This window comes from Peribacillus sp. N1 (assembly GCF_054600815.1).
Window position 1 is genome coordinate 1,410,847 of the sequence record NZ_BAAHZO010000001.1, and the last position, 21,215, is coordinate 1,432,061.

General features: G+C 39.1%; 18 protein-coding genes and 1 pseudogene. 3 read left to right on the forward strand and 16 right to left on the reverse strand.

The genetic code is table 11. The features are described from left to right. Positions 1 to 63: 63 nt before the first annotated feature. The 10 genes and pseudogenes from ACYP5M_RS06745 to ACYP5M_RS06790 form a co-directional block, all read right to left on the reverse strand. Complete coding sequence (locus ACYP5M_RS06745; RefSeq protein ID WP_452444949.1) at positions 64 to 192, reverse strand: hypothetical protein; 129 nt, start codon at positions 190 to 192, stop codon at positions 64 to 66. A 169-nt stretch (positions 193 to 361) separates the two neighbouring features. Then, positions 362 to 1,138 (reverse strand): YibE/F family protein, encoded by a 777-nt coding sequence (locus tag ACYP5M_RS06750; RefSeq protein WP_434167262.1) that lies wholly within the window; start codon positions 1,136 to 1,138, stop codon positions 362 to 364. After that, positions 1,135 to 2,274 (reverse strand): YibE/F family protein, encoded by a 1,140-nt coding sequence (locus ACYP5M_RS06755; RefSeq protein ID WP_452444950.1) that lies wholly within the window; start codon positions 2,272 to 2,274, stop codon positions 1,135 to 1,137. The genes ACYP5M_RS06750 and ACYP5M_RS06755 overlap by 4 nt, the downstream gene beginning before the upstream one ends. Positions 2,275 to 2,910: 636 nt before the next feature. Then, positions 2,911 to 3,248 (reverse strand): annotated as a pseudogene (locus tag ACYP5M_RS06760) (VOC family protein). Positions 3,249 to 3,503: 255 nt separating this feature from the next. Continuing rightward, positions 3,504 to 4,919, reverse strand: a complete 1,416-nt coding sequence (locus ACYP5M_RS06765) for an amino acid permease (RefSeq protein ID WP_434167265.1) — start codon at positions 4,917 to 4,919, stop codon at positions 3,504 to 3,506. Positions 4,920 to 4,970: 51 nt separating this feature from the next. Continuing rightward, positions 4,971 to 5,732, reverse strand: coding sequence for a dimethylarginine dimethylaminohydrolase family protein (locus ACYP5M_RS06770; RefSeq protein ID WP_459734812.1), 762 nt, complete (start codon positions 5,730 to 5,732; stop codon positions 4,971 to 4,973). A gap of 198 nt (positions 5,733 to 5,930) precedes the next feature. Further along, positions 5,931 to 7,109: an amidohydrolase gene (locus tag ACYP5M_RS06775; protein WP_459734813.1), complete on the reverse strand. Its 1,179-nt coding sequence runs from the start codon at positions 7,107 to 7,109 to the stop codon at positions 5,931 to 5,933. A gap of 45 nt (positions 7,110 to 7,154) precedes the next feature. Next, a complete protein-coding gene (locus ACYP5M_RS06780; RefSeq protein WP_402940081.1) occupies positions 7,155 to 8,498 on the reverse strand; it encodes a YfcC family protein in 1,344 nt (447 codons plus the stop codon). 166 nt (positions 8,499 to 8,664) lie between these two features. Continuing rightward, complete coding sequence (locus ACYP5M_RS06785; protein WP_459734814.1) at positions 8,665 to 10,281, reverse strand: M20/M25/M40 family metallo-hydrolase; 1,617 nt, start codon at positions 10,279 to 10,281, stop codon at positions 8,665 to 8,667. Further along, on the reverse strand, positions 10,278 to 11,156 hold the full coding sequence (locus ACYP5M_RS06790) for a dimethylarginine dimethylaminohydrolase family protein (protein ID WP_459734905.1): 879 nt from the start codon (positions 11,154 to 11,156) through the stop codon (positions 10,278 to 10,280). The genes ACYP5M_RS06785 and ACYP5M_RS06790 overlap by 4 nt, the downstream gene beginning before the upstream one ends. Before the next feature lie 176 nt (positions 11,157 to 11,332). On the opposite strand from ACYP5M_RS06790, the gene ACYP5M_RS06795 reads away from it, so the two are divergent. Continuing rightward, entirely contained in the window at positions 11,333 to 12,073 is a 741-nt protein-coding gene (locus tag ACYP5M_RS06795) for an IclR family transcriptional regulator (protein WP_101222317.1), read from the forward strand. A gap of 76 nt (positions 12,074 to 12,149) precedes the next feature. Here ACYP5M_RS06795 and ACYP5M_RS06800 read toward each other — a convergent pair whose 3' ends face one another. The 4 genes from ACYP5M_RS06800 to ACYP5M_RS06815 all read right to left on the reverse strand — a co-directional run bounded on the left by ACYP5M_RS06800 (position 12,150) and on the right by ACYP5M_RS06815 (position 16,063). Next, positions 12,150 to 12,398 (reverse strand): biotin/lipoyl attachment domain-containing protein, encoded by a 249-nt coding sequence (locus ACYP5M_RS06800; protein WP_101222318.1) that lies wholly within the window; start codon positions 12,396 to 12,398, stop codon positions 12,150 to 12,152. Between the two features lie 17 nt (positions 12,399 to 12,415). After that, complete coding sequence (locus tag ACYP5M_RS06805; RefSeq protein ID WP_101222319.1) at positions 12,416 to 12,706, reverse strand: SAV0927 family protein; 291 nt, start codon at positions 12,704 to 12,706, stop codon at positions 12,416 to 12,418. Positions 12,707 to 12,740: 34 nt separating this feature from the next. After that, on the reverse strand, positions 12,741 to 14,018 hold the full coding sequence (locus tag ACYP5M_RS06810) for a Glu/Leu/Phe/Val family dehydrogenase (protein ID WP_230176896.1): 1,278 nt from the start codon (positions 14,016 to 14,018) through the stop codon (positions 12,741 to 12,743). Between the two features lie 698 nt (positions 14,019 to 14,716). After that, positions 14,717 to 16,063 carry an APC family permease gene (locus ACYP5M_RS06815; RefSeq protein ID WP_290370117.1) on the reverse strand — a complete coding sequence of 449 codons (1,347 nt, stop codon included), beginning with the start codon at positions 16,061 to 16,063 and terminating at the stop codon, positions 14,717 to 14,719. A gap of 404 nt (positions 16,064 to 16,467) precedes the next feature. On the opposite strand from ACYP5M_RS06815, the gene speB reads away from it, so the two are divergent. Further along, a complete protein-coding gene (speB, locus tag ACYP5M_RS06820; RefSeq protein WP_230176897.1) occupies positions 16,468 to 17,436 on the forward strand; it encodes an agmatinase in 969 nt (322 codons plus the stop codon). A gap of 230 nt (positions 17,437 to 17,666) precedes the next feature. On the opposite strand, the gene ACYP5M_RS06825 is transcribed toward speB, so the two are convergent. Both ACYP5M_RS06825 and ACYP5M_RS06830 read right to left on the reverse strand, forming a co-directional pair. Further along, a complete protein-coding gene (locus ACYP5M_RS06825; RefSeq protein ID WP_101222322.1) occupies positions 17,667 to 18,731 on the reverse strand; it encodes a M14 family zinc carboxypeptidase in 1,065 nt (354 codons plus the stop codon). Between the two features lie 249 nt (positions 18,732 to 18,980). Continuing rightward, positions 18,981 to 20,174, reverse strand: coding sequence for a M14 family zinc carboxypeptidase (locus ACYP5M_RS06830; RefSeq protein WP_459734815.1), 1,194 nt, complete (start codon positions 20,172 to 20,174; stop codon positions 18,981 to 18,983). A gap of 248 nt (positions 20,175 to 20,422) precedes the next feature. On the opposite strand from ACYP5M_RS06830, the gene ACYP5M_RS06835 reads away from it, so the two are divergent. Further along, complete coding sequence (locus ACYP5M_RS06835) at positions 20,423 to 21,181, forward strand: GntR family transcriptional regulator (RefSeq protein ID WP_101222324.1); 759 nt, start codon at positions 20,423 to 20,425, stop codon at positions 21,179 to 21,181. Positions 21,182 to 21,215 lie beyond the last annotated feature (34 nt).

Here is a 21,215-nt window from a genome sequence, read left to right on the forward strand (position 1 = left end):
AATGCAGTCATGCGGTGAGTCTATTAGACCAACTGAATACTAGGGTAAAAAAAGAAAAGCTGATTACAGGAGCCATCTAGAACGGGCTTCTGCAGTCAGCTTTTTCATTATTACCATATACATCATGAACGTTATGGAGGAATTAAAATGGCAGTAACGCCACCCATTTTTCGGTCTAACTGGTTTTCCCAAATTGACCACCCCTATATAGGCAATTTTATATGTTGTTCTTCCACTAAATATAAACTGTTAAGAGGATTTGGCAGAGCATATGGATACTCATTCAATGATTTAATGGAACAACCCAATGACTTATTCCTATTATACAAATGAGTGCTCATAAGCCTTATTGCCATGAAACCTATATAACTTTCTCTTTATTTTCTCTATTTTTCACCAAAAAATAAGCAGTAATCAAGGCAGTAATAGGAATTATCAGGGCTACACCTGTTCCAGCACAAAATATAGTGATCATTTCAGCACTAAATATTTTTGAGTTTACGATTTCCCCAACAGAATAGGATAAATCTTTAAACCATATAAGCAGTGCCAAATAGCCTCCAAAGAAAGCAAAAAATAGTGTATTCGTAGATGTACCTAAGATATCCCTTCCAATACTTAATCCAAATGCGAATAAATCTTTCTTACTAATGGATGGATGGTGAAGAAACATTTCTCGCATGGGAGATGAAATGGCCATGGCTGTATCGATAATCGCGCCAATAGTACTCATAATAATCACTGAAGCTCCAATTTTAACAAAATCTACTCCAATATAAAGGGAAAAGATGCTAAGCTCTTCTATTTCTTCTTCACCGAAACCTTGTATCATCGCATTTTCCGTCACAATGACAATAAAAAAGAGTACTATAACAATCGTGATAATAGTAGAAATGAATGCCGTTTTTGTTGTACTGTTCACTTCGTTAATAAAAAATAAATTAATATAACTAATCACCGTACATGCAATCAATGTTACGATATACGGATCATTATTTGGATTTGTCATAAAAATGATGGTAAAAAGTAACACACCAAAGTTTAGGAATAAAGCAAAAAATGAACGTGCCCCTTTTTTTCCGCCAATCAAGACCATCAATATTAATAGTACAAACGCTAGCAACAATAATACATTCATTGTCTTTCCCTCTTTCGATTAATGAAAAAAATAGAGACATATAGACCTATCGGAATAGTTAACACGATTCCAATACCACCAGCTAGGGCACGGGCTAATTCCAATGTAAGGTTCATGGAAAGGGTAAATCCCAATGCAGAAGCATTTTTCAAATACAAAATAATCATAGGTATTGAGCCACTTATATAGGCAAAAAACAAAATATTTGTCATGGTTCCCATAATGTCTTTTCCAATCTCTAATCCTGAAGTTTTAAGTGCTTTTACTGATATGTGGTTATTCTTTTCATACAACCCAAAAATCGAAGAAGACATGGTAATGGCTATATCCATTACGGCTCCTAAAGATCCGATAAATAACCCTGCCATAAACACCATTTTATAAGGACGAGTGATAAATTGCATCTCTTCATATCGAAGGCCATTTTCGGAAGTTACCCACATAACAAGATAAGTAATGAACAGCGATAAAAAAGTCCCTAACAGTGTCGCAATAATAGCTGCATATGTTTTTTCATTAAAACCGTTAACGAGTAAAAGGGAAAAGACCGTAAATAGAATGATACTTATACTGCATATCAATACCAAACCAATGTCTGATGAATTCAAATAAAAATCTAATGCATATGACAACAATATGGCATTGACTGCCAAACTTATAATTGAAAACAGGCCTTGCTTTTTTCCAACAATAAGTAATGTAAAGATAAAAACCCATGCTACAATCAACACAAATTTATCACGCTTTACGTCTTTTATGGTTCCAGTTAACTCTGAATTTTCTTCTGTCTTTGTATCAATCGAAACAAATAAATCATTTCCAACTCGATATTCTTGATCATAAGCTCCGGATGAGGAATATTCATTCTTTAAATGAATAAGTTTTCCTTTTTCTTCTCCATTTTGTATTTCGGCTATTATACTCTGGGTAAATAGTCGATCTTCATTTTGATACATATCATTCAATTCAGTTGTATTTTCCAGATTTGTTTTGATGACTTTGGCTATTGGAAGTTCATAGAATGAATAATTGTGATGAACAAAGAAAATAGAAGCGACAAAACAAAGTGCTATGACGGCGTACAAAGAAACATGCTTGTAACCCATTTTTTTAAATTTATTTACGATAACATTCAAAATAAAACCTCCAAATATCGGGTGGGCAAAAAAAGCAGGGAGTAGCCAGAATTGACTGACTCCACCCCGCCTTACTAGTATTTGATTTATTTATCTTATCATGAATAGATTTAGTATGCGAACAACGTCCGATCTACCTCCTTTACGCCTCCCCAGGTAAAACGCTAAGAAGAGATTGAGGTGACATCTCAGGAAAAACAAGCAGAGATCACATTGCGGATCATGAAGACACCCTTACCAGTAACAATCCGCTGACTCAAAACCCATTCACGCATTAATGGACATAGAATTTTACCAGAGATGTTTTGTCTTAACTCTTTTGTTGTCTACCCTTTGTTTTCCTTACATATTTACAAACCACCGCTTTGTGTATTATCAAATTAAATATTCTAGCGAGGTCTATATCTAAATATTTAATAATTTATTGTCACTTTTAGGCGTAGCGTCAGGAAAATGCAGATTTACATCGTTAAGGAAAATACCAATATAAAAAGCCCAATTTCTCACCATTTAAATTGAGGAATTGGGCTTCTTATAATGAGCCTGATGCTGAAAAACATTGAATACTTCAGTTGTTAAATGCTTAACTTGTAATACGGTTCACCGTACCTCACAGAACTGCGTTTTTTCTCCAATTTAACATAGTACTTCAACATTAAATCCTCCGGGCGCTTCTACGTAGAAAGTATATCTGTGTAAGTGTTGTGGGAGTTTTACCTTGTATCCATCATCTTTCAACCGCTTATTGATCCTGTTAACTTGTCTTCATTTTCTTGTATGAATCCAACATGAAATGTCTTGGGGTATTGTACATCGCTTCCTTTCATTAGAGTCAATATGGAGCCATCATCATCTTTCATTGCAGCGAACCCATCTCCTCGACTTCCTGCACATGTTAGTCCAAAATATGTTTCTAAAAACTCACGTGAAGCTATAACATCATTAACAGTTAAATTTAAATGATTGATTTTCATTACTTCCCCCAATTTTGGTATTATTGTTTTCTCTCGGTAAAAAAGTTAATTTTCCACTGGATCGTTGTGATGTTGTTAGTCACTTTGTAATCGGACTTGTTATTTCTCCCTCCCTATTTTGTAAGGTATTCCTTCTTTTTAGTGAAAATGACAGTATCATCTTTCCGATTCTGTAAATAATCATCCAAGTTACCGCAATTACAAGATTAAAAAAAGGCCAGCCAGTAAAAACTGGCTAGCCTTCGGTCAACTCAATTACAATATTTTTTCATTTTCAAAGTTAGTGTTTGACTCTACTTTCTTAGCCAATTTAAATTTATAGAATAATATACAGGCTACCAAAAATCCTATTCCATAAAACAGTCCAACTCGTTGAGTAGGGTCAAAGGCAAGGAATACTAGAATCAGTAAACAAAAGCCTAAACAGAATAACGGGACAAATGGGTAAAATGGTACTATGTATTGTAAATCTTCCGTTTTACCACCCGCTTTTATAAACTTCCTTCTAAACATATATTGCGATAAAGCAATTCCCATCCAAGAAATCGTGACGGAAATTCCAGCTATGGACATTAGTATCACGAACACAGTATCCGCCGCAATGAAGCTGGTCAATAACGATAGAAGCGAAAAGCATATCGTAAAAAGAAGGGCATTCAATGGCACTTTCCTTTTGGACAATAGACCAAACATCTTAGGTGCCATTCCATCATGGGCCATCGACCAAAGCAAACGCGTGGAAGCATACAGACATGAATTCCCTACAGAAAGAATGGCTGTCAAAATAATGAAATTCATGATACTTGCTGCATAAGGTATCCCCGCTATCTTCATTAAAGTTACAAAAGGGCTTTCCAATAAGCCTAATTCCGAAGAAGGGAATATGGCGGAAAGGATGATAATGGACGAAATGTAAAAAACAATGATTCTAACTAGTACGTTTCGAATGGCTTTAGGGATGTTCTCTTCAGGTTTTTCACTTTCCCCTGCCGCTATTCCTATTAGTTCTGAGCCTTGATAAGAAAATATCACATTCATCATTGTCACAAAGATAATTGTAATGCCTCCTGCTGGAAAAAGACCAGAAGGTGCCAAATTCTCAAAGAATGGGGTTGGACGATCAGATAAAGAGACAAAACCAAAGATGCCAGCGATTCCAATCAAGATAAACAAAATCACTGCAACGATTTTTATTCCAGCGAACCAATATTCCGCCTCTGCAAAACCTCTTGTCGTTAATGCATTCAATGTAAATAATAGCACTATGAACACAGCACACCAAATCCAGGTAGGACTATGGGGGAACCATTGTTTCATCAATATTCCTGCTGCCGTAAACTCAACTCCTGCAGTTGCTGCTGAGCCTACGAAATACATCCATCCTAGAGAGAAACCAGCGGAAGGCCCAATATATTCGGCAGCATATTTTTGGAATGAACCTGTAACCGGCATATGAACGGCTAGCTCGCCAAGGCAGACCATGACCATATACAAAATAAGACCGCCGGCTAGATAACCGATCAGGGCTCCTCCTGCCCCCGCTTGGTTAATTGTATAGCCAGCATTTAAAAAAAGGCCTGTACCAATTACGCCGCCAAGTGAAAGCATAAATAAATGGCGTCTTTTCATTGAGCGTTGCAGCTGATCATTATTCTCCAGTCCATACCCCATAAAATCACGTCCTTATCTTATCTATTAGCCTATTCCTTCTCCCAAACCATCTTAGAACCTCAATGAGAGACAACTAAGGCCGCCATCTTGTTTTTGAAATTCAGTCATCTCCACTTCAATCACTGTGTATCCCAAATCTTCAATTTTTTTCTTTGTACCATCAAACCCTTTCGGGACAATAACGCAGTCGTTCATTCTGACGCAGTTACCCGAATATTCTTCTTCCTCTTTTACGATGATTTGATTAAAGCTAGAAAAAGCCTCGTGATTAATGAATTCCCCGGCCACTAATAAATTATTGTCTCCCAGGTAATTGACACCCGTTTTTAAATGAAAGAATTCCTTAAGGGGAATGATGGTCGTATCATAACCATACTTACCCATGATATCTTTGAACTGCAGAGCACCTGCTTCATTCGTTCTGGTTGAAAGGCCAACATAGAAGTGATTTTCAACTTGCATTACATCTCCGCCATCTAGCATACCTGGTGATTGAATATATTCGATTGTTTCATAAAAGTCCTTCAAAACTTCTTTCATTTCAATAATTTCACCATTTCGGCTATCTGCACCAGGATTGGTTACAAGTGCACATTTTGGGGTCAACACTGCGGTATCTTCTACAAACGTAGAATCAGGGTATCTTTCATCCGATTCGAGAACGGTCACTTTCACATCGCAGCGTTTTAATGCTTCTACATAAGCCTCGTGTTGTATAAGCGCTTTTTCATAATCCGGGTTTCCTAAATCCGATGTTGTTAAGCCATTTACAAAACTTTTTCCAATCTTTCTTACAATCGCGTGATTAAACATATATTTTCCTCCTAAATAGGTAGTTTATCTTTTTAAAATGTGGAATACCTTTTTGCTCCTGCCGTACTTTAAATGGAGTTTCTTTTATTCCTGAAGCGGAATTATAAAAATATAGGAATGATAGAGAGAAGAGACAACCAAATTCCTCTCTTAAACTATAACGGGTGCCTCTTCTTAGCCCATGCTTTCTCAATTATTTTAATGACTGCACAATTTATCCGCTATTCCTACAAAATAGATTACACCGTACCCTAAAGCCTTCTCATCGATTTTAAATTTAGGATGGTGTAGAGGATAAGCTTTTCCAAACTCATTATTATGGACGCCTAGAAACTGCATGGAAGATGGAACGATTTCGGAAAAAGCCGAAAAATCTTCTGTTCCAAACATGGGATCATCAACCTTGATGATGTTATTCTCTTCAAAAATACCTTCCATGACCGTTCTTGAAATATCAACAGCAGCTTTATCATTTACCACAGCTGGATACCCTAAATACCAAGTAATTTCACATTTTGCCCCATGCGCTTCCGAAATCCCCTTAACGATTTGCTCAAGATGCTCCCTTGCTTTCACTCGGCTATCCGAGTCTAAGGAACGAATGGTACCACCGATTTCCGCATATTCAGGTATGACATTGAGCGCACTTCCGGAATGGAACTGAGTGACTGAAATGACTGGTGTCCTAAGTGCTGAAATTTTTCTGGAAACGATATGTTGAATATTCGTCGTAATTTCTGCACCAATGATCAGCGGATCTACCGTTAATTCCGGAGTCGATGCATGACCGCCCTGACCAATGATTTTAATTTCAAAATCATCGGCTGCAGCACAGAATACCCCTTCCCTTAAACATATAGTTCCTGTTCGTTCATAAGGAGTAACATGCAGTGCAAAGGCATAATCCACTCCTTCCATTACCCCTTTTTTCACCAACTCCTGAGCTCCACCAGGCAGTACCTCTTCTGCATGTTGGAAAATAAACCTGATTTCTCCATCAATCGAATCTTTTTTTCCGGAGAGGACTTTAGCAGCACCTAATAACATCGCAGCATGTGCATCATGTCCGCATGCATGCATAACTCCAGGATTTTTTGATTTGAATTTAATTTCTGCTTCCTCTTCAATCGGGAGAGCATCAATATCTGCACGAAAAGATATGGTATTCGATTTTCGGGAAGATTTTTTAGTTCCTTTAAGAACCGCTAAAACGCTCGTTTCGGTTGGTCTCGTCACTTCCAATCCTGAAAAGGTTTTTAATTTCCTGTAGATAAATTCAGAAGTCTGGTGCTCCTGATATGAGAGCTCCGGATTTTCGTGAAAATGTCGTCTCCATGAAATCACTTCATCCACAACCGTCTCCTGTATTGTCTTCATCATAAACGCCTCCTTTTAGTGCCAATATTCAGATTTTTCAGTTCTTTAAAAAGGGCCATACTGTATGCTTTGAGCAATGATCAAAAAGATAATCGCTATCGCAAACTGAATCAGAAGATATGGAAACACCCATTTTACCCATTTCGTAAATGATATGCCTGCCACTGCCAATCCAGCCAATAGCACTCCAGAAGTCGGAAATATCATATTCGAAATCCCATCCCCTAATTGGAAAGCTAATACTGCCGTTTGTCTTGTAACACCCATTAAATCCGCTAATGGAGCCATGATTGGCATCGTCAATGCAGCTTGCCCACTTCCGGATGGAACAATGAAGTTAAGAAATAATTGGACAATGAACATTCCGATTGCATTTATCGCGGGAGGAAGTTGTTCAACCAATCCAGCAGCATAATATAAAATGGTATCCAACAATCCGCCACTTGTAATGATGACCAGGATTGTCTGCGCAACTCCTATTATCAATGCCCCAGAAACCATATCGCCTGCTCCTGAAATAAAACCATTAGCCATCTTGGATGGAGTTAAGCCTCCAATTATGCCCATAATGATCCCGCTTAATAAAAACAATCCGCCAATTTCACTTATATACCATCCTAATTTAATAACTCCGTATATTAATAGGATGAAATTCACCAATAAAATAATTAAAGCTGCGCTATGTCTTTTACTTATCCTAAAGTTTTTATCAAAATGTGCATGATCTTCACGCCTGAATTTCCCATACTCCCCCAGTTCAGGGTTTCTTTTAACCTTCATTGCATGGAAATAGATGTACAATACTGTAACGATATAAAACACTGCAAGAAGAGCGATTCGCAATCCCATTCCCGAATACATGGGCAGTTCTGCAATGCTTTGGGCAACTCCTACATTAAAAGGGTTCGTAATGCCCGAAATGAATCCAGTCGCCAATGTCCCAAGCATGACGATCGCAAAACCCGTAAGTGCATCAAAGCCTAATGCAATCGTCATCGGAACAATGATTGCGATATAAACTAATGCATCTTCAGCAGATCCGATCAGTGTCCCTAATGAAGCGAAGATCAATACCATCAACGGAATGAGCAATTTCACTTTTGTTCCGAATCGGACAGCCACAAACTTAATGAAAGAATCCAGTGCTCCAGTTGCCTGCATAATTCCCAATGCCCCGCCAAACAAAAAGACGAATAAGATAATTGATGCTCCTTCAATCATCCCTGCGTGAATGCTGCTGAACATTTCCAATAATCCCACTGGTGTTGATTCAATGAATTCAAATGAAGTTGGATCGACTACACTTCGGCCATCCTTTTCAATTCTTTCATATTGGCCTGCAGGCAAGATATAGGTTAAAACCGTCACGATTACAATTACGATAAACATTAAGACAAAGGGATTAATCCCTTTTTCCGGTAACTCCGTTAGTTGGTTAAGTGGCTTATTATTCTGATTAAGCGGCTCGGAAGTGATTTGACCATTAGGCAGGTCATTCATATAAATACCCCCAGTTAAAGTTTTATACTACTAATCCAGTTTTCCTGTCGGACCATCACTTCTCAACCAAACACTTAAACATACTCTTTATTAACTTCTCCAGCATAACGGGCGTATGGACGAAGGCACTATCGATGTGAAGGCGCTCAGTACGCTGGTGGGCATCCTTGCCGAACGGCCCCACATTAAGTACGGGTGCCTGAAGCCTTTGCATATCAGCAAAAGGAATGCTGTAAGTATCGCCCCAGACCGGTGTATTTTTTTCAAAAGCCGTCCAGCCATCAGACTCATCAGTATATTGAACATAGCTTAAATCGCAAATGCCATTAAAATAATGAATTTGGCTGACTTCTTCATCAAGCAATCTAGCAGTTTCCTTCATTAATTTCACAGATTCCATGATAAGCGGATCATCGGACGTATTGACGGCTGGATAATATGGCGGTGCGAACAGCAATACGATGGCAGGTGAAAGCTCCTGACATTGTATCATCAATTTTTCTGCGATCCTAAATGATTTTTCCCGCTCATCCAAATCCATGTTTCCTTTAACTTCACTTTTTATTTGCTCAACAAAACTGCCGCCAAATTTGTCCTCGGCATATGAAAGTAACTTTTCGTAGCGCAATACTTGTACTTCACCTACACCTTCAATATGTTCTCGCAGACAAAGAGCTTTATAAGATTCATTGCATTTTATCGCTGCTTCGTTTGCAACCTGCTCGAATAAATCCATTATTTCTGCAGCTGTCCTTTTCATAATGAACACATTATATAGCGCTGCTGCACGATAGGGTGTCTGTGTTGAATATTGTAGTTTCAGATCTTTTTGCTGAAGCGATACTGGTAAAGGTGTTTCCTCGCCAAGATCACTTTCCTGAAAAAGAGTGTTCCACTCCATGAGCTGCGTAAGGAATGAGGCTATATAGTTAGCCGTTATGCCCTTTAATGGCTCACCCACATGAGTTTCTTTCCCATAAAAAAGGGCAGCGGGCATGATTTTCCCCAAAGTTCCGGAATAAATATAATGTCTATTATCGCCTGGCTTCTGTGAAAAGGAAGGTTCACTATTAAAAAACATTTTATAGGAAAGGTCATATTTATCACGTAAAGACACAAGTTCTTTAACTGCAGCCCTCATTCCCGCAGAATTCACTTCCTCATCAGGAACGGTTAACAGCAGGAGATTGATCGGCCATTTTTCAACGCTTGCCTTTTCGATGATAGCCATATGAAGGGCAAGCCCCATTTTCATATCCATTGTTCCTCTACCAAACAAGTACTTTCCTGATTCAAGATCAATGCGCGCTTCTTCCGGTAGATCATCTTTTCGGTCATGAAGTTTTTTTGTGAGCTCCTCCGGCTGAAATGCAAGAGTCTCAAGGTCACCGTATTCTTCAGTATGAACCGTATCAAAATGGCTGATTAATACAATGGTCTCCTTGCTATCGGGATGTTTATAAAAGGCATTGACAAAGTTCCTCCCTAAATCAGCCTCGTGAAGCGATAAGTACGCCGGATTCCTTTTAAAATATTCAAGCTCCCTCAATTTCTCTTGAACCTTATAAGGGAACACTCGCTCCCCTGGTGTAAGAGTACGGCTTTCCCAGCTAACAAGTTCACATAACAAAGCACGAAGCGTTTCTGGAGTACCCCATAGTAATTGACTCATTTCAATCCCCCTTCATCAATATTTGTACGAACCACCGGGCAGGTTAAACAAGTTGGACCGCCAGTGCCTTTGTAACTGATTTCAGTTCCTTTGTATTCATAAACCGTTGCTCCGGCATCAAGAAGCTGTTGCTTCGTGTAAGCGTTACCAGAAGATATAACGCAAACCCGCGGAGCGATGGCAAGCACATTACAGCCCAAGTTCAAGTACTCATCAACCGGCACTTCGATAAGCTGAATGCCTCGTTCAATAAGCAGTTTTCTGAAAAAGACAGGCATAAGGCGGGAATGAACTACGGCTAAATCATGGTCGACAAGGCTGATGAAAGACATTAGATGGAGACACTCTCCCTCTCCTTGATCATGCGGCAGCTGAACTACGATGAAATCATCCACAAGATGTGAGGTCATTTCCTTTAATTGCCGAATGGCTTCTGCGTTTGTACGATAACCATGTCCGACAACCAGGGTTTTATCATCAAGCCAAATGATATCACCGCCATCCGCGACCGCATCACCCGTTAAATACCCAATAATCGGGATGTTCTTTTCCTTGCAAAATTCCTTGTATACATTAGCTTCAGGCTGCCTCAATTCTTTCCCTGACTTTAAAATAATGGCCCCTTGGCTTGTGAATTTGATTGGGTCATGCGCATATAAGGAGTCAATCCCGACTACCGAAGATGCTGGCAAATAATCGATGTTTGGAACATATTTCTCCAAAATGGAAATAAATTCACCATACTCGGTTAGAGCTTCGTTAAAATCTGGCTCTTCCGCAAAGTTGAAGTTCCGCCATGCTTGGCTTAAATGCTCTTGACTAATAAAAGCTTCTTTCGGATGTTTTACAATGACACGTTCCAATGGTTTGTACATGGACGAACAATAAGTCACTGCCTCTCCCTCCTTTTCCGCATATCGGAAAACGTTTCCGCTAATAGGAATATTTTCTTTTATTATAAAATTAGTTTTGGTATAATGTCAATATGTTTTAAATATTCAAATAAATCAACGTTTTATACAACTTGGAATGAAAGATAGGTGGTTTGTTTATGCAATCGATCGACCGTGCCATGAACGTTATAAAGGTGCTGGTTTCCAATTCATCGGAAAACTGGCTGTCAATTACGGAACTTTCTCAAGAGTGTGATCTTCCTGTCAGCTCCATGCATCGTTTGTTAAAAGCGATGTCCTCGCATGGGTTAATCCAACAGGACGGGCAAACCAAACAATATGGTTTGGGGAATATTTGGCTCGAATACGGTTTACGTATGTATGACAAAATGGATTACATCAGCCAAATAAGGCCTGAACTGGAAAGACTGATGAACAATGTGGAGGAAAGCGTCTATCTTAGCCAGCCAATCGGAATGGAATCACTTGTTATCGAACGAATCGACAGTGAAAAAAGCCAAATCCGGGTTTATGACCAGCTTGGCTCACGAGTTCCTATGCATATTGGGGCAGCCAATAAAGCGATGCTCGCCTATATGCCATATAAACAAGCGAAAAAAATTGTAGATGCTCTTCTGCCAACTCAAGAAAGAGCAGCTTTTTGGGATATATTGCAAGAGACTAAAATGAAGGGGCATGGAATCAGTCACAGTGAAAGAACAGAGGGAACATGTTCTGTTGCCGTGCCGATATTGAACCATTTTGGGGAAGTTCATGGTGCGGTGAGCATAGGTTTTGTCAGCTTTAACCTGACAGAAGAAAGACTTGATTTCCTCATTAAGAATGTGATGGAAACTGGCAATCGGGTTTCTGCAAAATTGGGGTATAGGGGACAATGAATAAGCGGGCAGTGGTGGATTATCGGATAAGCCAAAAAAAGAAGATGAATCATTTCATCTTCTTTTCGTTTTTATATTAATCGCTGCCGGTCACGAATAAATCTTCCCTGAAATAGGCAAGGACCTCGCCGGCCACAACAGGTTCTCCCTCCAATACCTCTAATGATTCTATCTTTCCGCTGACACCAATATCAATGATTTCCACACAGCCATCTGCCTTCTTAATCTGAAATAATTGTTCCCATTCATAAAACCTGGAATTTTTGGATATTGATATTTTTTCAATCCTGCCTTCACAAGGGCTTAGAATCACATCAACGTACATTTAAATCATTCCTTCCTTCAGTATTCTTCAAAATGAAATGGGGTTTGTAACACTAACCTGAGAAAGTTTTGGAACTCAGGTATATCTTCTTGTTCAATGCCCAGGGTCGGAGCCCAGTACTGATCTAAATTAATATCATTGGCACAAAGCAGGATCATTCTTCCGCTTTGCATGGAAGTCACCATTGCTTTACCGAAAAACTGGCCCGAATATACAATGGTCACATCATATCTATAATCTTGTGACAATAAGCAGTAATGATGAATAGCCTGGTTTTCTTTATTCTCGGAAAGAATATCAAAATTCAACGGATTGCCTCCTTTCTTGTAAGCCCTAATTCGTTCAGAACCTGATCCAACCCCGAAGCTGGGATGCTTCAGCTATTTTGCGGATTCCTTCAATATAAGCCGCAACTTTCATGTTCACGGAATATTTTTGTGAAGTATGGTAGACATTCAAAAAGCTGGCCGTTATCTTTTCCTTCAATCGTTCATCCACAAGCTCTTCCGTCCAGTAATAGCCTTGGTTGTTCTGGCACCATTCAAAATACGAGACTATCACCCCTCCTGAATTCGCCAAAATATCCGGAACTAGCACTATACCTTTATCATCAAGAATCTTGATTGCTTCCTTTGTGGTCGGACCATTTGCTGCTTCAATCAGGATTTCACATTTTAATCGTATTGCATTATCTTTATTCACCACTCCGCTGATGGCTGCAGGAATCAGCACATCACACTCTTTTTCCAATAATTCTTGATTGGATAACGAATCTTTGTATAAGTTCGAAACGACCCCAAACGAGTCCCTGTTCTCCAAAAGGTAAGGAATGTCCAGGCCATTCGGATCATATAAACCTCCAAGCTCATCCGCTATTCCGACAACCTTAGCCCCCATTTCATGTAAATACATGGCCAAATGACTGCCAACATTACCGAATCCCTGAATGATTACCCGCATGCCTTCAATAGGAATCCCCTTTAAATCACATATCATTTGAAGTGTGTATAATACTCCTTTGGAAGTGGCCTTTTCCCTGCCCTTCGATCCCCCTAACCTCAGAGGCTTTCCTGTAATGAAGCCGGGTGAATCGAATTCCCTGATGTGATCGTATTCATCCAGCATCCAGGCCATGATTTGTGAATTCGTATACATATCAGGTGCCGGGATATCTTTTGTAGGTCCCACTATTTGACTTACTGCCCTGACATACCCTCTGCTTAATCTTTCAAGCTCAGATGAACTCATCTGTCTGGGATCACACACAATGCCGCCTTTCGCACCTCCATATGGAAGATCTGTTATTCCGCATTTCAAGCTCATCCACCCGGCCAATGCTTTAACTTCTTCGGGAGTGACATCCGGGTGAAACCGAATCCCCCCTTTAGTTGGACCGGCTGCATCATTATGTTGAGCCCGATACCCTTGAAACATCCTTGTCTCCCCATTATCCATTTGAATAGGAATACAGACTTCCAGAAAACGCATTGGCGCTTTTAGAAAATCAAAAACCTGATCTGGATAGTTCAAAACATGAATCGCTTCTTTTAAGATATCCTGGAATTCTTGCAGTGGATTATCCAATTGACGTTTTTCAATTACCTTAATTTTCTCTGTCATTTTAGCACCTCACTTATATTCTTATAACTTATTAAGCAACTTTCATGCCAGCTTTGAGGATATTATGTGGATAGCAATATACCGCCATTTCCCAATCATCAGCATCATCATGCAATCATCAGGAAATATGTATTAATTCATAAGCAATTCAGATTTGCATATATAAACAGTAATGATTAAATACATAAAAAAAGCATCCTTTTTAGGTTGCGTCAGATTGTAGACAAACTCGATTTTCATCGAGTTTGTCTACAGTCATTTAATGGGTTGTACAATTTGAACATTGCCTCCAGGCACTCGCTCCTATCAAATTTGTTTTAAAATTTAGATAGAACTCCTTTTTTACAAACTGGATATCGAAGCGATTTTTACCACATTCTTAAAACAAAACCATTGGTTATCCTTTATTTATTTTTACTGTTTTATATGATGAAAACTCGCTGGATTGAAGAAATTTGCGACACTCCTGCCGAATAGTGGCTAGCCGAGACCCGGGAGACGCTTACTTTAGCTGCCATGAATTTAAAGAAGATTTCCAACTGACAGGCAAGGGACGAAAATGGTTGCGGTCATCTATTCTCTATACCTGCTTCAAATCCTATTAAAAAATCAAAAAGGTTTCGGAATGAAACCATTCCGAAACCTTTTTGTCTATAAACTGAAGCATCCTTATCGGATGCGTTTTTTCTTGGAAAATCCTATAGCTGAATTTCTTCAACTTGGTATTGGGGCGGAGCTTTCCGGAATGCCTTTGTGATATATAATAGATAACAAAAACCAATAATGAACCAACTTGTCCCCATTATTAGGGAACTTGTCTCAAGGTTGATCCAAAGAATGCCAATTGCTATAGCACCAATTAAAGGCATGATTAAGTATTGAATACACCCCTTTATCGTTCGATGCTTCTTTTCCCGAATGATAAAATGGCTGATCACTGACAGATTTACAAAGGTAAATGCCATTAAAGCACCAAAGTTGATCAGTGACGTTGCTGTCACTAAATCAAAGAATAAAGCCGACATTGAAATGACTCCAACTATGAGTACATTAATCGCTGGTGTCTTCCACTTAGGATGAATAAATCCAAACCATTTTTCCGGAAACACTTTATCACGGCCCATAACATACAAAAGACGGGACACGCTGGCATGTGATGCTAGTCCCGAGGCTAGCGTATTGACGAAAGTCGTACAAAGAAAAATGGATTGAAATAGCTTCCCGCCTACATAAAGGGCGATTTCCGGTAATGCAGCATCCGGTTCCTTAAAACGGGATATATCCGGAAAAAAGAGCTGAATAAAGAAAGATGCGGTAATGAAGATGATTCCACCCCAAAGTGCAGTTAAAAATATCGCTTTTGGTATCGTTTTTTTCGGATCCGGCGTTTCCTCAGATAGTGTCGTTACCGCATCGAATCCCAAAAAGGAAAAACAAAGGATTGTGGCCCCGGTTATTATGGCCGAGAAATCCATTCCTTCATTTACGAAAGGGATTATTGTAAACACTTCTCCTGTACCTTCTCCATTATTCAAGCCTTTGACAACAAGAATGATGAACACTGCCATGATGGCAATCTGAATTAAAACAAAAAGCGCATTAAAGTTTGCAAGTACATTGACGCTCCTGAGATTGAGAATGGTGACGATTGCTACGAACAATAATACCCAAATCCATGTAGGAACACCTGGAAATAATGCTGTCAGATAAATTTTGGTTAACAATGCATTTACCATAGGTAAAAACAAATAGTCTAACAACGAAGACCATCCTACCAAGAATCCTAAATGCGGGTTTATTGCCTTTTGTGTATAAGTGTAGGCAGAACCTGCAGCAGGAAAAACCTTTACAAGTTTTCCATAGCTGGCAGCTGTAAAAAGCATCCCCACCAATGCAACGATATAGGCAGTCGGCACATGGCCGCCCGTAATCCCAGATACAATGCCGAATGTATCAAATACGACCATGGGGGTCATATATGCTAACCCCATCATAACGATTTGCCATAACTTCAGTGATCTTTTCAATGTAACCTCATTCTCCACCTATCATTCCTCCTTGAAACCGCTTTCAAACTAGTGGGTTCATTTTCTTAACTAGATAAATCTCCATGCCTCCCTCTTTTTTAAAAGTTTTACCTATATACCTAAATGCAATTTCTGTGCCACATGATTTCTGTTTACTTCGACAAACGAAAAACGCCTAAAATGCTACTTAATTCCTGTATTTTTAATCGAAAAAGATTGATTCATAGAAATGAAGTCTTTCAGCATCTCTTCCATCGGCGATTCAATCTCCCATAAATTATTCGCCTTTGCATATTCCAAGCACATGTTACCTGGTTAGAAACCGCAAGAAATCACTGCCTGTGACTTGGCATGGTAATTGCATAAATACCTATATGAGTTTCAAAACCTATTAAGTTATAAGAAAATGGAGGAATAGAAAAATGAAATATCCTTTATCACCTGATGTTCAACCAGAGTTTTGTACCACAGGGTCATTTATGCGCTTACCTTCTACAAGAGAAAATGCCAAATTGGCAGTGGTAGGTATGCCTTTTGATACAGCTGCTTCATTCAGGGTAGGAGCCCGTTTTGCTCCACAGGCAGTCCGCCAAGCATCCATGACGTTGTTTCCTTATCATCCCATTCACAAGGTATTTCCGTTTGACGAATGTAATGCAATTGATATTGGGGATGTTTCGGTGATTCCCCATAATATACATCGAAGCTATGAGTTAATTGAAAAGGCCATGTCAGACTTGATGAAAAACGGGATCATTCCAATAGGAATCGGAGGAGATCATTCAGTAACATTGGCTAATCTAAGAGCAGCCGCAAAAATACACGGTCCTGTTGCACTTCTTCATTTTGATTCACATACAGATACCTGGGATACTTATTATGAAGAAAAATACTGGCATGGTTCGCCGTTTATCCGTGCATATGAGGAAGGTTTGCTCCAAACGGATAAAGTTTTCCAGATTGGCATCAGAGGTACGCTCAATCATCCAGGAGATTTAGATTCCAGTACAGATCTAGGCTACAATGTGATAACAACGCCCGAGCTGAAGAAGAGAGGAATCGAAGATGTCGTGAAGGAAGTCAAGAAAACCATTGGGGATACACCATGTTTCTTGACCTTTGATATTGATTTTGTTGATCCATCCTGCGCTCCTGGAACTGGCACATTGGAGGTCGGCGGTCTAAATAGCTTTGAAACCCTAGAGATGATACGCTCTCTGCAAGGGTTCAACTTTATTGGGTTCGACCTGGTGGAAGTCCTCCCGCCGTATGATCCAACACAAATTACTTCACTATTGGCAGCCACCATCATTCATGACTTTGCCAGTTTAGTAGCCTTACAACTAAAAGAAGAACAAAAAAAGGAGAATTCAACCGAAAAAAGCTTATAGGAGCAAACACCCACTATTAACGTAGGGACAAATCAGGTACAAACTGTAATCGTTCAAAAGGCATCTGCTTTTAGTGAAAGCAGATGCCTTTTTTCTATGTAATCTTTTATCTTGTCCTGCTATTTCCACTATAAATCATTTCATATAGTCTGATGAACAAGTTCAAGCTACTAGGGTGTAGGAAAATAAAAAAACACATCCCATCTGAAAGAATGGAATGTGTCTTCATTTTATTCGTCCGATTCTAACCCGGGACGATTGGATTGTGTTGGCAGAGTGTCCCAAAAGCTTGCATCAACCGTTTCAATTGAATCATCGGCAATAGCTCTGACAGCTGCATCCAAAGTGGTTACCGTTTGCTTTATTAGATAGCCATTACTTTTTTGTCCAAGCGCTACTGACTCGACATTGTGGTCCGACATACCTCGCATCTCAAAAAGAAGTGTAGCAATATCATAGCGAACGGCTGCACCATTACGGCCTATATTTTCTCCAGAACCGCCATCATACCTACCAATATGCCCCCAACCAGTTGGTTCAATGGAGTTATATACAACAGCACCCAGTTTTTTTGAGGCTTCTAACACTTCAGGCTTTACGTTTGCGTTTGTAGGATAAAGAATTGAACCTGAAACAAGTTCACCGTCCGTTTCGCTTAGCGTCCCTTGATGATGTAAATCTATCATGTAGTCTATATCGTATTTCGCAAATACATTTTCGTGTAAAGCCTTTACCTCTACTTGCATGTTATCAGTTTTTTTATCATGCTCACGGTTCAAGTCGATCCCATTTGCATTTGCCCGTGTTAGATGCCGATCACCTTTTGCTAAATAGTCATCAAGAGGGAAATTAACATCTCCCATGGCCCCATCTGCGTTTAACATGGGAATGATCAGTATATTAACATTTTCCAAAATACCTTTAGTCTTGTTCGTGCCTAGATGTTTAATGAATTCGAGTGCACCCTCAGTAGTCAGTTGTTCATTTCCATGCTGTTGAGTCAAAAATAGTATAGTAGGATTCTTAGGATTTGAGATGTACTTCGCTAGGTAAATATCCCTCCCTTTTACCGTTTCCCCGATTACTTCCAGTGCCAGCCTTTCTTGTTTTGCATCCTGCGTTTTAAGATAGCTTACAAGGCTTTCATATGTATGAAGATTTGAAGTTGTAACTTGTCCATTTCCAGCACTGGGGCCATTTCCAACCGCTCCGACTGGTAGCGCAACAGCTGTTACTGCGCTTAAGGTCATTAAACTAGATAATGAAACTGATAGAACCTTCTTTTTAAAATTCAATAAAAACCCTCCTTATAAAATATAATAATCAGAAAAATAACTATTAATAATATTCTGACATTTTTACTACTTTATGTTAATAGTGAAAAATAACTATGTTTCCAAATAGTTTTCTTCTACACAATATAACTTGAAGGAATTACTTCTGCAAAGGCGATATTCAAATGTTCCCGATGAAGAAAAACCAGGCGGACACCCGTCTGGTTACTTCAATCTAGGCTGGAAGTTGATACACTCACCAAATATTTATTATTGCCTGCCCTCCGTCAATGGAATTGACTCGTATTGTTCCGGATTGATTTTATATACAGATCCATCAGTAACTCCATCAATAATTCCATATAACCCTCTTTCAACTGCTTTAATGAGCATGCCTTTTTTCTTTTGGCCAAAGGACTGTGTTTGGCCTCTAACTTCAAAGAGCACTGTCCCACTTCCATTTAAAGCAAAGGCTCCTAAAGCCGTTCCAGGAAGGTTTTGGTTTTGCGGATATAAGGATATATTTCCATATGGAGAATTACCTTGTTCTTTCATAGCATTATATACCGCTACATTCAATTGTCTGGAAAAATCATAATTATAGTTTTTTGCATATTTGGCATAATCTTGTCCTGAAGGCGAGCTTGGATCTGGAACAAATTGAGCGGAAATCGAGTATGTGACTAAATCATCCGTTCCATCAACTTCATAATAGGGAGCTTGGTGATGCAAGTCCACAAAAATCTCCACCTTTCCGTATTGCTTCAGTAGAGACTTGTAAACATCACGTGTTGTTTGTGATTCAGGTGTTATGAACCAGCCAGGGGTGGATGATTTTCCAGGGAAGTCTTTAGCTTGGGGAATATAATTCAAATCAGGATTAAAGTCACGATTGACATCGAAACCAGGTTTGGACTCATAATCGAATGATTCATTTTTGTATGTATAATAGTTCCAAGATGGATTCGCTCCTGCTAACTGTGGAAACTGTTCCACGACCTCTGCCCAGGTCATATCATTTCCCCGACGGTTCAATTCAGCAGCATCCGGATTCATTTTAGGCAAAGCGACCAGGGTAATTTCTTTACGAATTTTCTCTGCTTCAGGAGAGTTGGTCCCCAAAAACTTCAAGATATTCAAGATGGCATCCGTACCGGTTTTCTCATTTCCATGAATCTCACTTTGAATTAAAACGACTTTGTCGCCAGTTCCCACGGTTGCTTTATAGATTTCTCTATTTCTATTGGAATATCCAGCTACATCCACTTTTACTTTACCTTGGCTATCACTCTCAATTTGTTCTAGCTTTTTTCCTAGTTCAGCATGATCTGTGAAACCTGAAACCGAATAAGTTTGTTGAATGGGTGTTCCCGGGGCTGTTTCATTAGCTGCAAATGTTGGTGCCGCAATACTCGCCGATAAAATGGCAACTCCCAGAGTTGAAATAACTTTCCTGTTTTTCATATTACAATAATCACTCTCCCTCAAATTATTTTTCTATCTCATTATACAAAATGGGAAAGTAGAAATTTGTTGGAATTTGATGTCGTATTATGGCTATTTTATGATTTGGGCATCTGCTTTAAGTTCACGCAAAAAAAAACGTGACATTTTTATCGAGGATTGTTGTTCGCGGTCTGTCGAATTGATGATTTGTACTATAACATCACATTACGTTATAATTAGAGGAAAAATACGAGAAAGGGGAAAATATGAAACTCAACACTAATAGTTCTACGCCATTATACATGCAATTAAAGCAATCTATCATCGAAGATATAAACAAAGGTATTTACTCTTCTGGCGAAAGATTGCCAACCGAAACAGATTTATGCGACATATATGGAGTAAGTCGCATTACTGTAAGAAAAGCGGTTTTGGATCTGGTGGAAGAGGGGCTGCTAATACGCCAACAGGGAAAGGGAACGTTTGTCCAATACCCTAAAGTAAAAAGAGAATTATTTGCTGTAAATGGGCATGCTGAATATATGTCAGAATTAGGGAAGATACCTCAAACTAAAATCCTTTCATTTGGAATACTGCCTGCACCGGCTAATATTTCCAAATCCTTGGAGATTACTCCTGAAAGTGATGTTCTTGAATTACAACGGATCTTATACTATGATAATCAACCTCTCACCTTAGAAATTTCACATTATTCCTTAAAGATCCTGCCAAATTTAAATCAACATGTCCATAACTCTGTTTCCATGTATGATATCATAAAGCATAAATATAATATAACTCCTGTTCATAACACGAAACTTTTAAATATGGTATTGGCAAATGCAGATGAAGCAAAATATTTAGAATGCGAAGTGGGAGATCCCCTTTTCAAAGTGGAGAAAGTGGCATATGACGGTAAGAAGCAGCCTATCCATTCATCCTTCCTATATTATCCTGCTAATCGCGTGACCTTTACGATTGATAGTTCAATATCGCAAGAAAAAGGTAACGAATCCCCCTCCTAATCCGGGATCTCGTTACCTTTATTCATCGATGCAT

Excerpts from the sequence above, each read along its gene's own strand:
- ACYP5M_RS06750 (WP_434167262.1), bottom strand. The coding sequence starts at position 1,138 with ATGAATGTATTATTGTTGCTAGCGTTTGTACTATTAATATTGATGGTC.
- ACYP5M_RS06770 (WP_459734812.1), bottom strand. The coding sequence starts at position 5,732 with ATGTTTAATCACGCGATTGTAAGAAAGATTGGAAAAAGTTTTGTAAAT.
- ACYP5M_RS06790 (WP_459734905.1), bottom strand. The coding sequence starts at position 11,156 with ATGTACAAACCATTGGAACGTGTCATTGTAAAACATCCGAAAGAAGCT.
- ACYP5M_RS06765 (WP_434167265.1), bottom strand. The coding sequence starts at position 4,919 with ATGGGGTATGGACTGGAGAATAATGATCAGCTGCAACGCTCAATGAAA.
- ACYP5M_RS06800 (WP_101222318.1), bottom strand. The coding sequence starts at position 12,398 with ATGTACGTTGATGTGATTCTAAGCCCTTGTGAAGGCAGGATTGAAAAA.
- ACYP5M_RS06835 (WP_101222324.1), top strand. The coding sequence starts at position 20,423 with ATGAAACTCAACACTAATAGTTCTACGCCATTATACATGCAATTAAAG.
- ACYP5M_RS06785 (WP_459734814.1), bottom strand. The coding sequence starts at position 10,281 with ATGAGTCAATTACTATGGGGTACTCCAGAAACGCTTCGTGCTTTGTTA.
- ACYP5M_RS06775 (WP_459734813.1), bottom strand. The coding sequence starts at position 7,109 with ATGAAGACAATACAGGAGACGGTTGTGGATGAAGTGATTTCATGGAGA.
- ACYP5M_RS06810 (WP_230176896.1), bottom strand. The coding sequence starts at position 14,018 with ATGACAGAGAAAATTAAGGTAATTGAAAAACGTCAATTGGATAATCCA.
- ACYP5M_RS06830 (WP_459734815.1), bottom strand. The coding sequence starts at position 20,174 with ATGAAAAACAGGAAAGTTATTTCAACTCTGGGAGTTGCCATTTTATCG.
- ACYP5M_RS06795 (WP_101222317.1), top strand. The coding sequence starts at position 11,333 with ATGCAATCGATCGACCGTGCCATGAACGTTATAAAGGTGCTGGTTTCC.
- ACYP5M_RS06780 (WP_402940081.1), bottom strand. The coding sequence starts at position 8,498 with ATGTTTATCGTAATTGTAATCGTGACGGTTTTAACCTATATCTTGCCT.
- speB (WP_230176897.1), top strand. The coding sequence starts at position 16,468 with ATGAAATATCCTTTATCACCTGATGTTCAACCAGAGTTTTGTACCACA.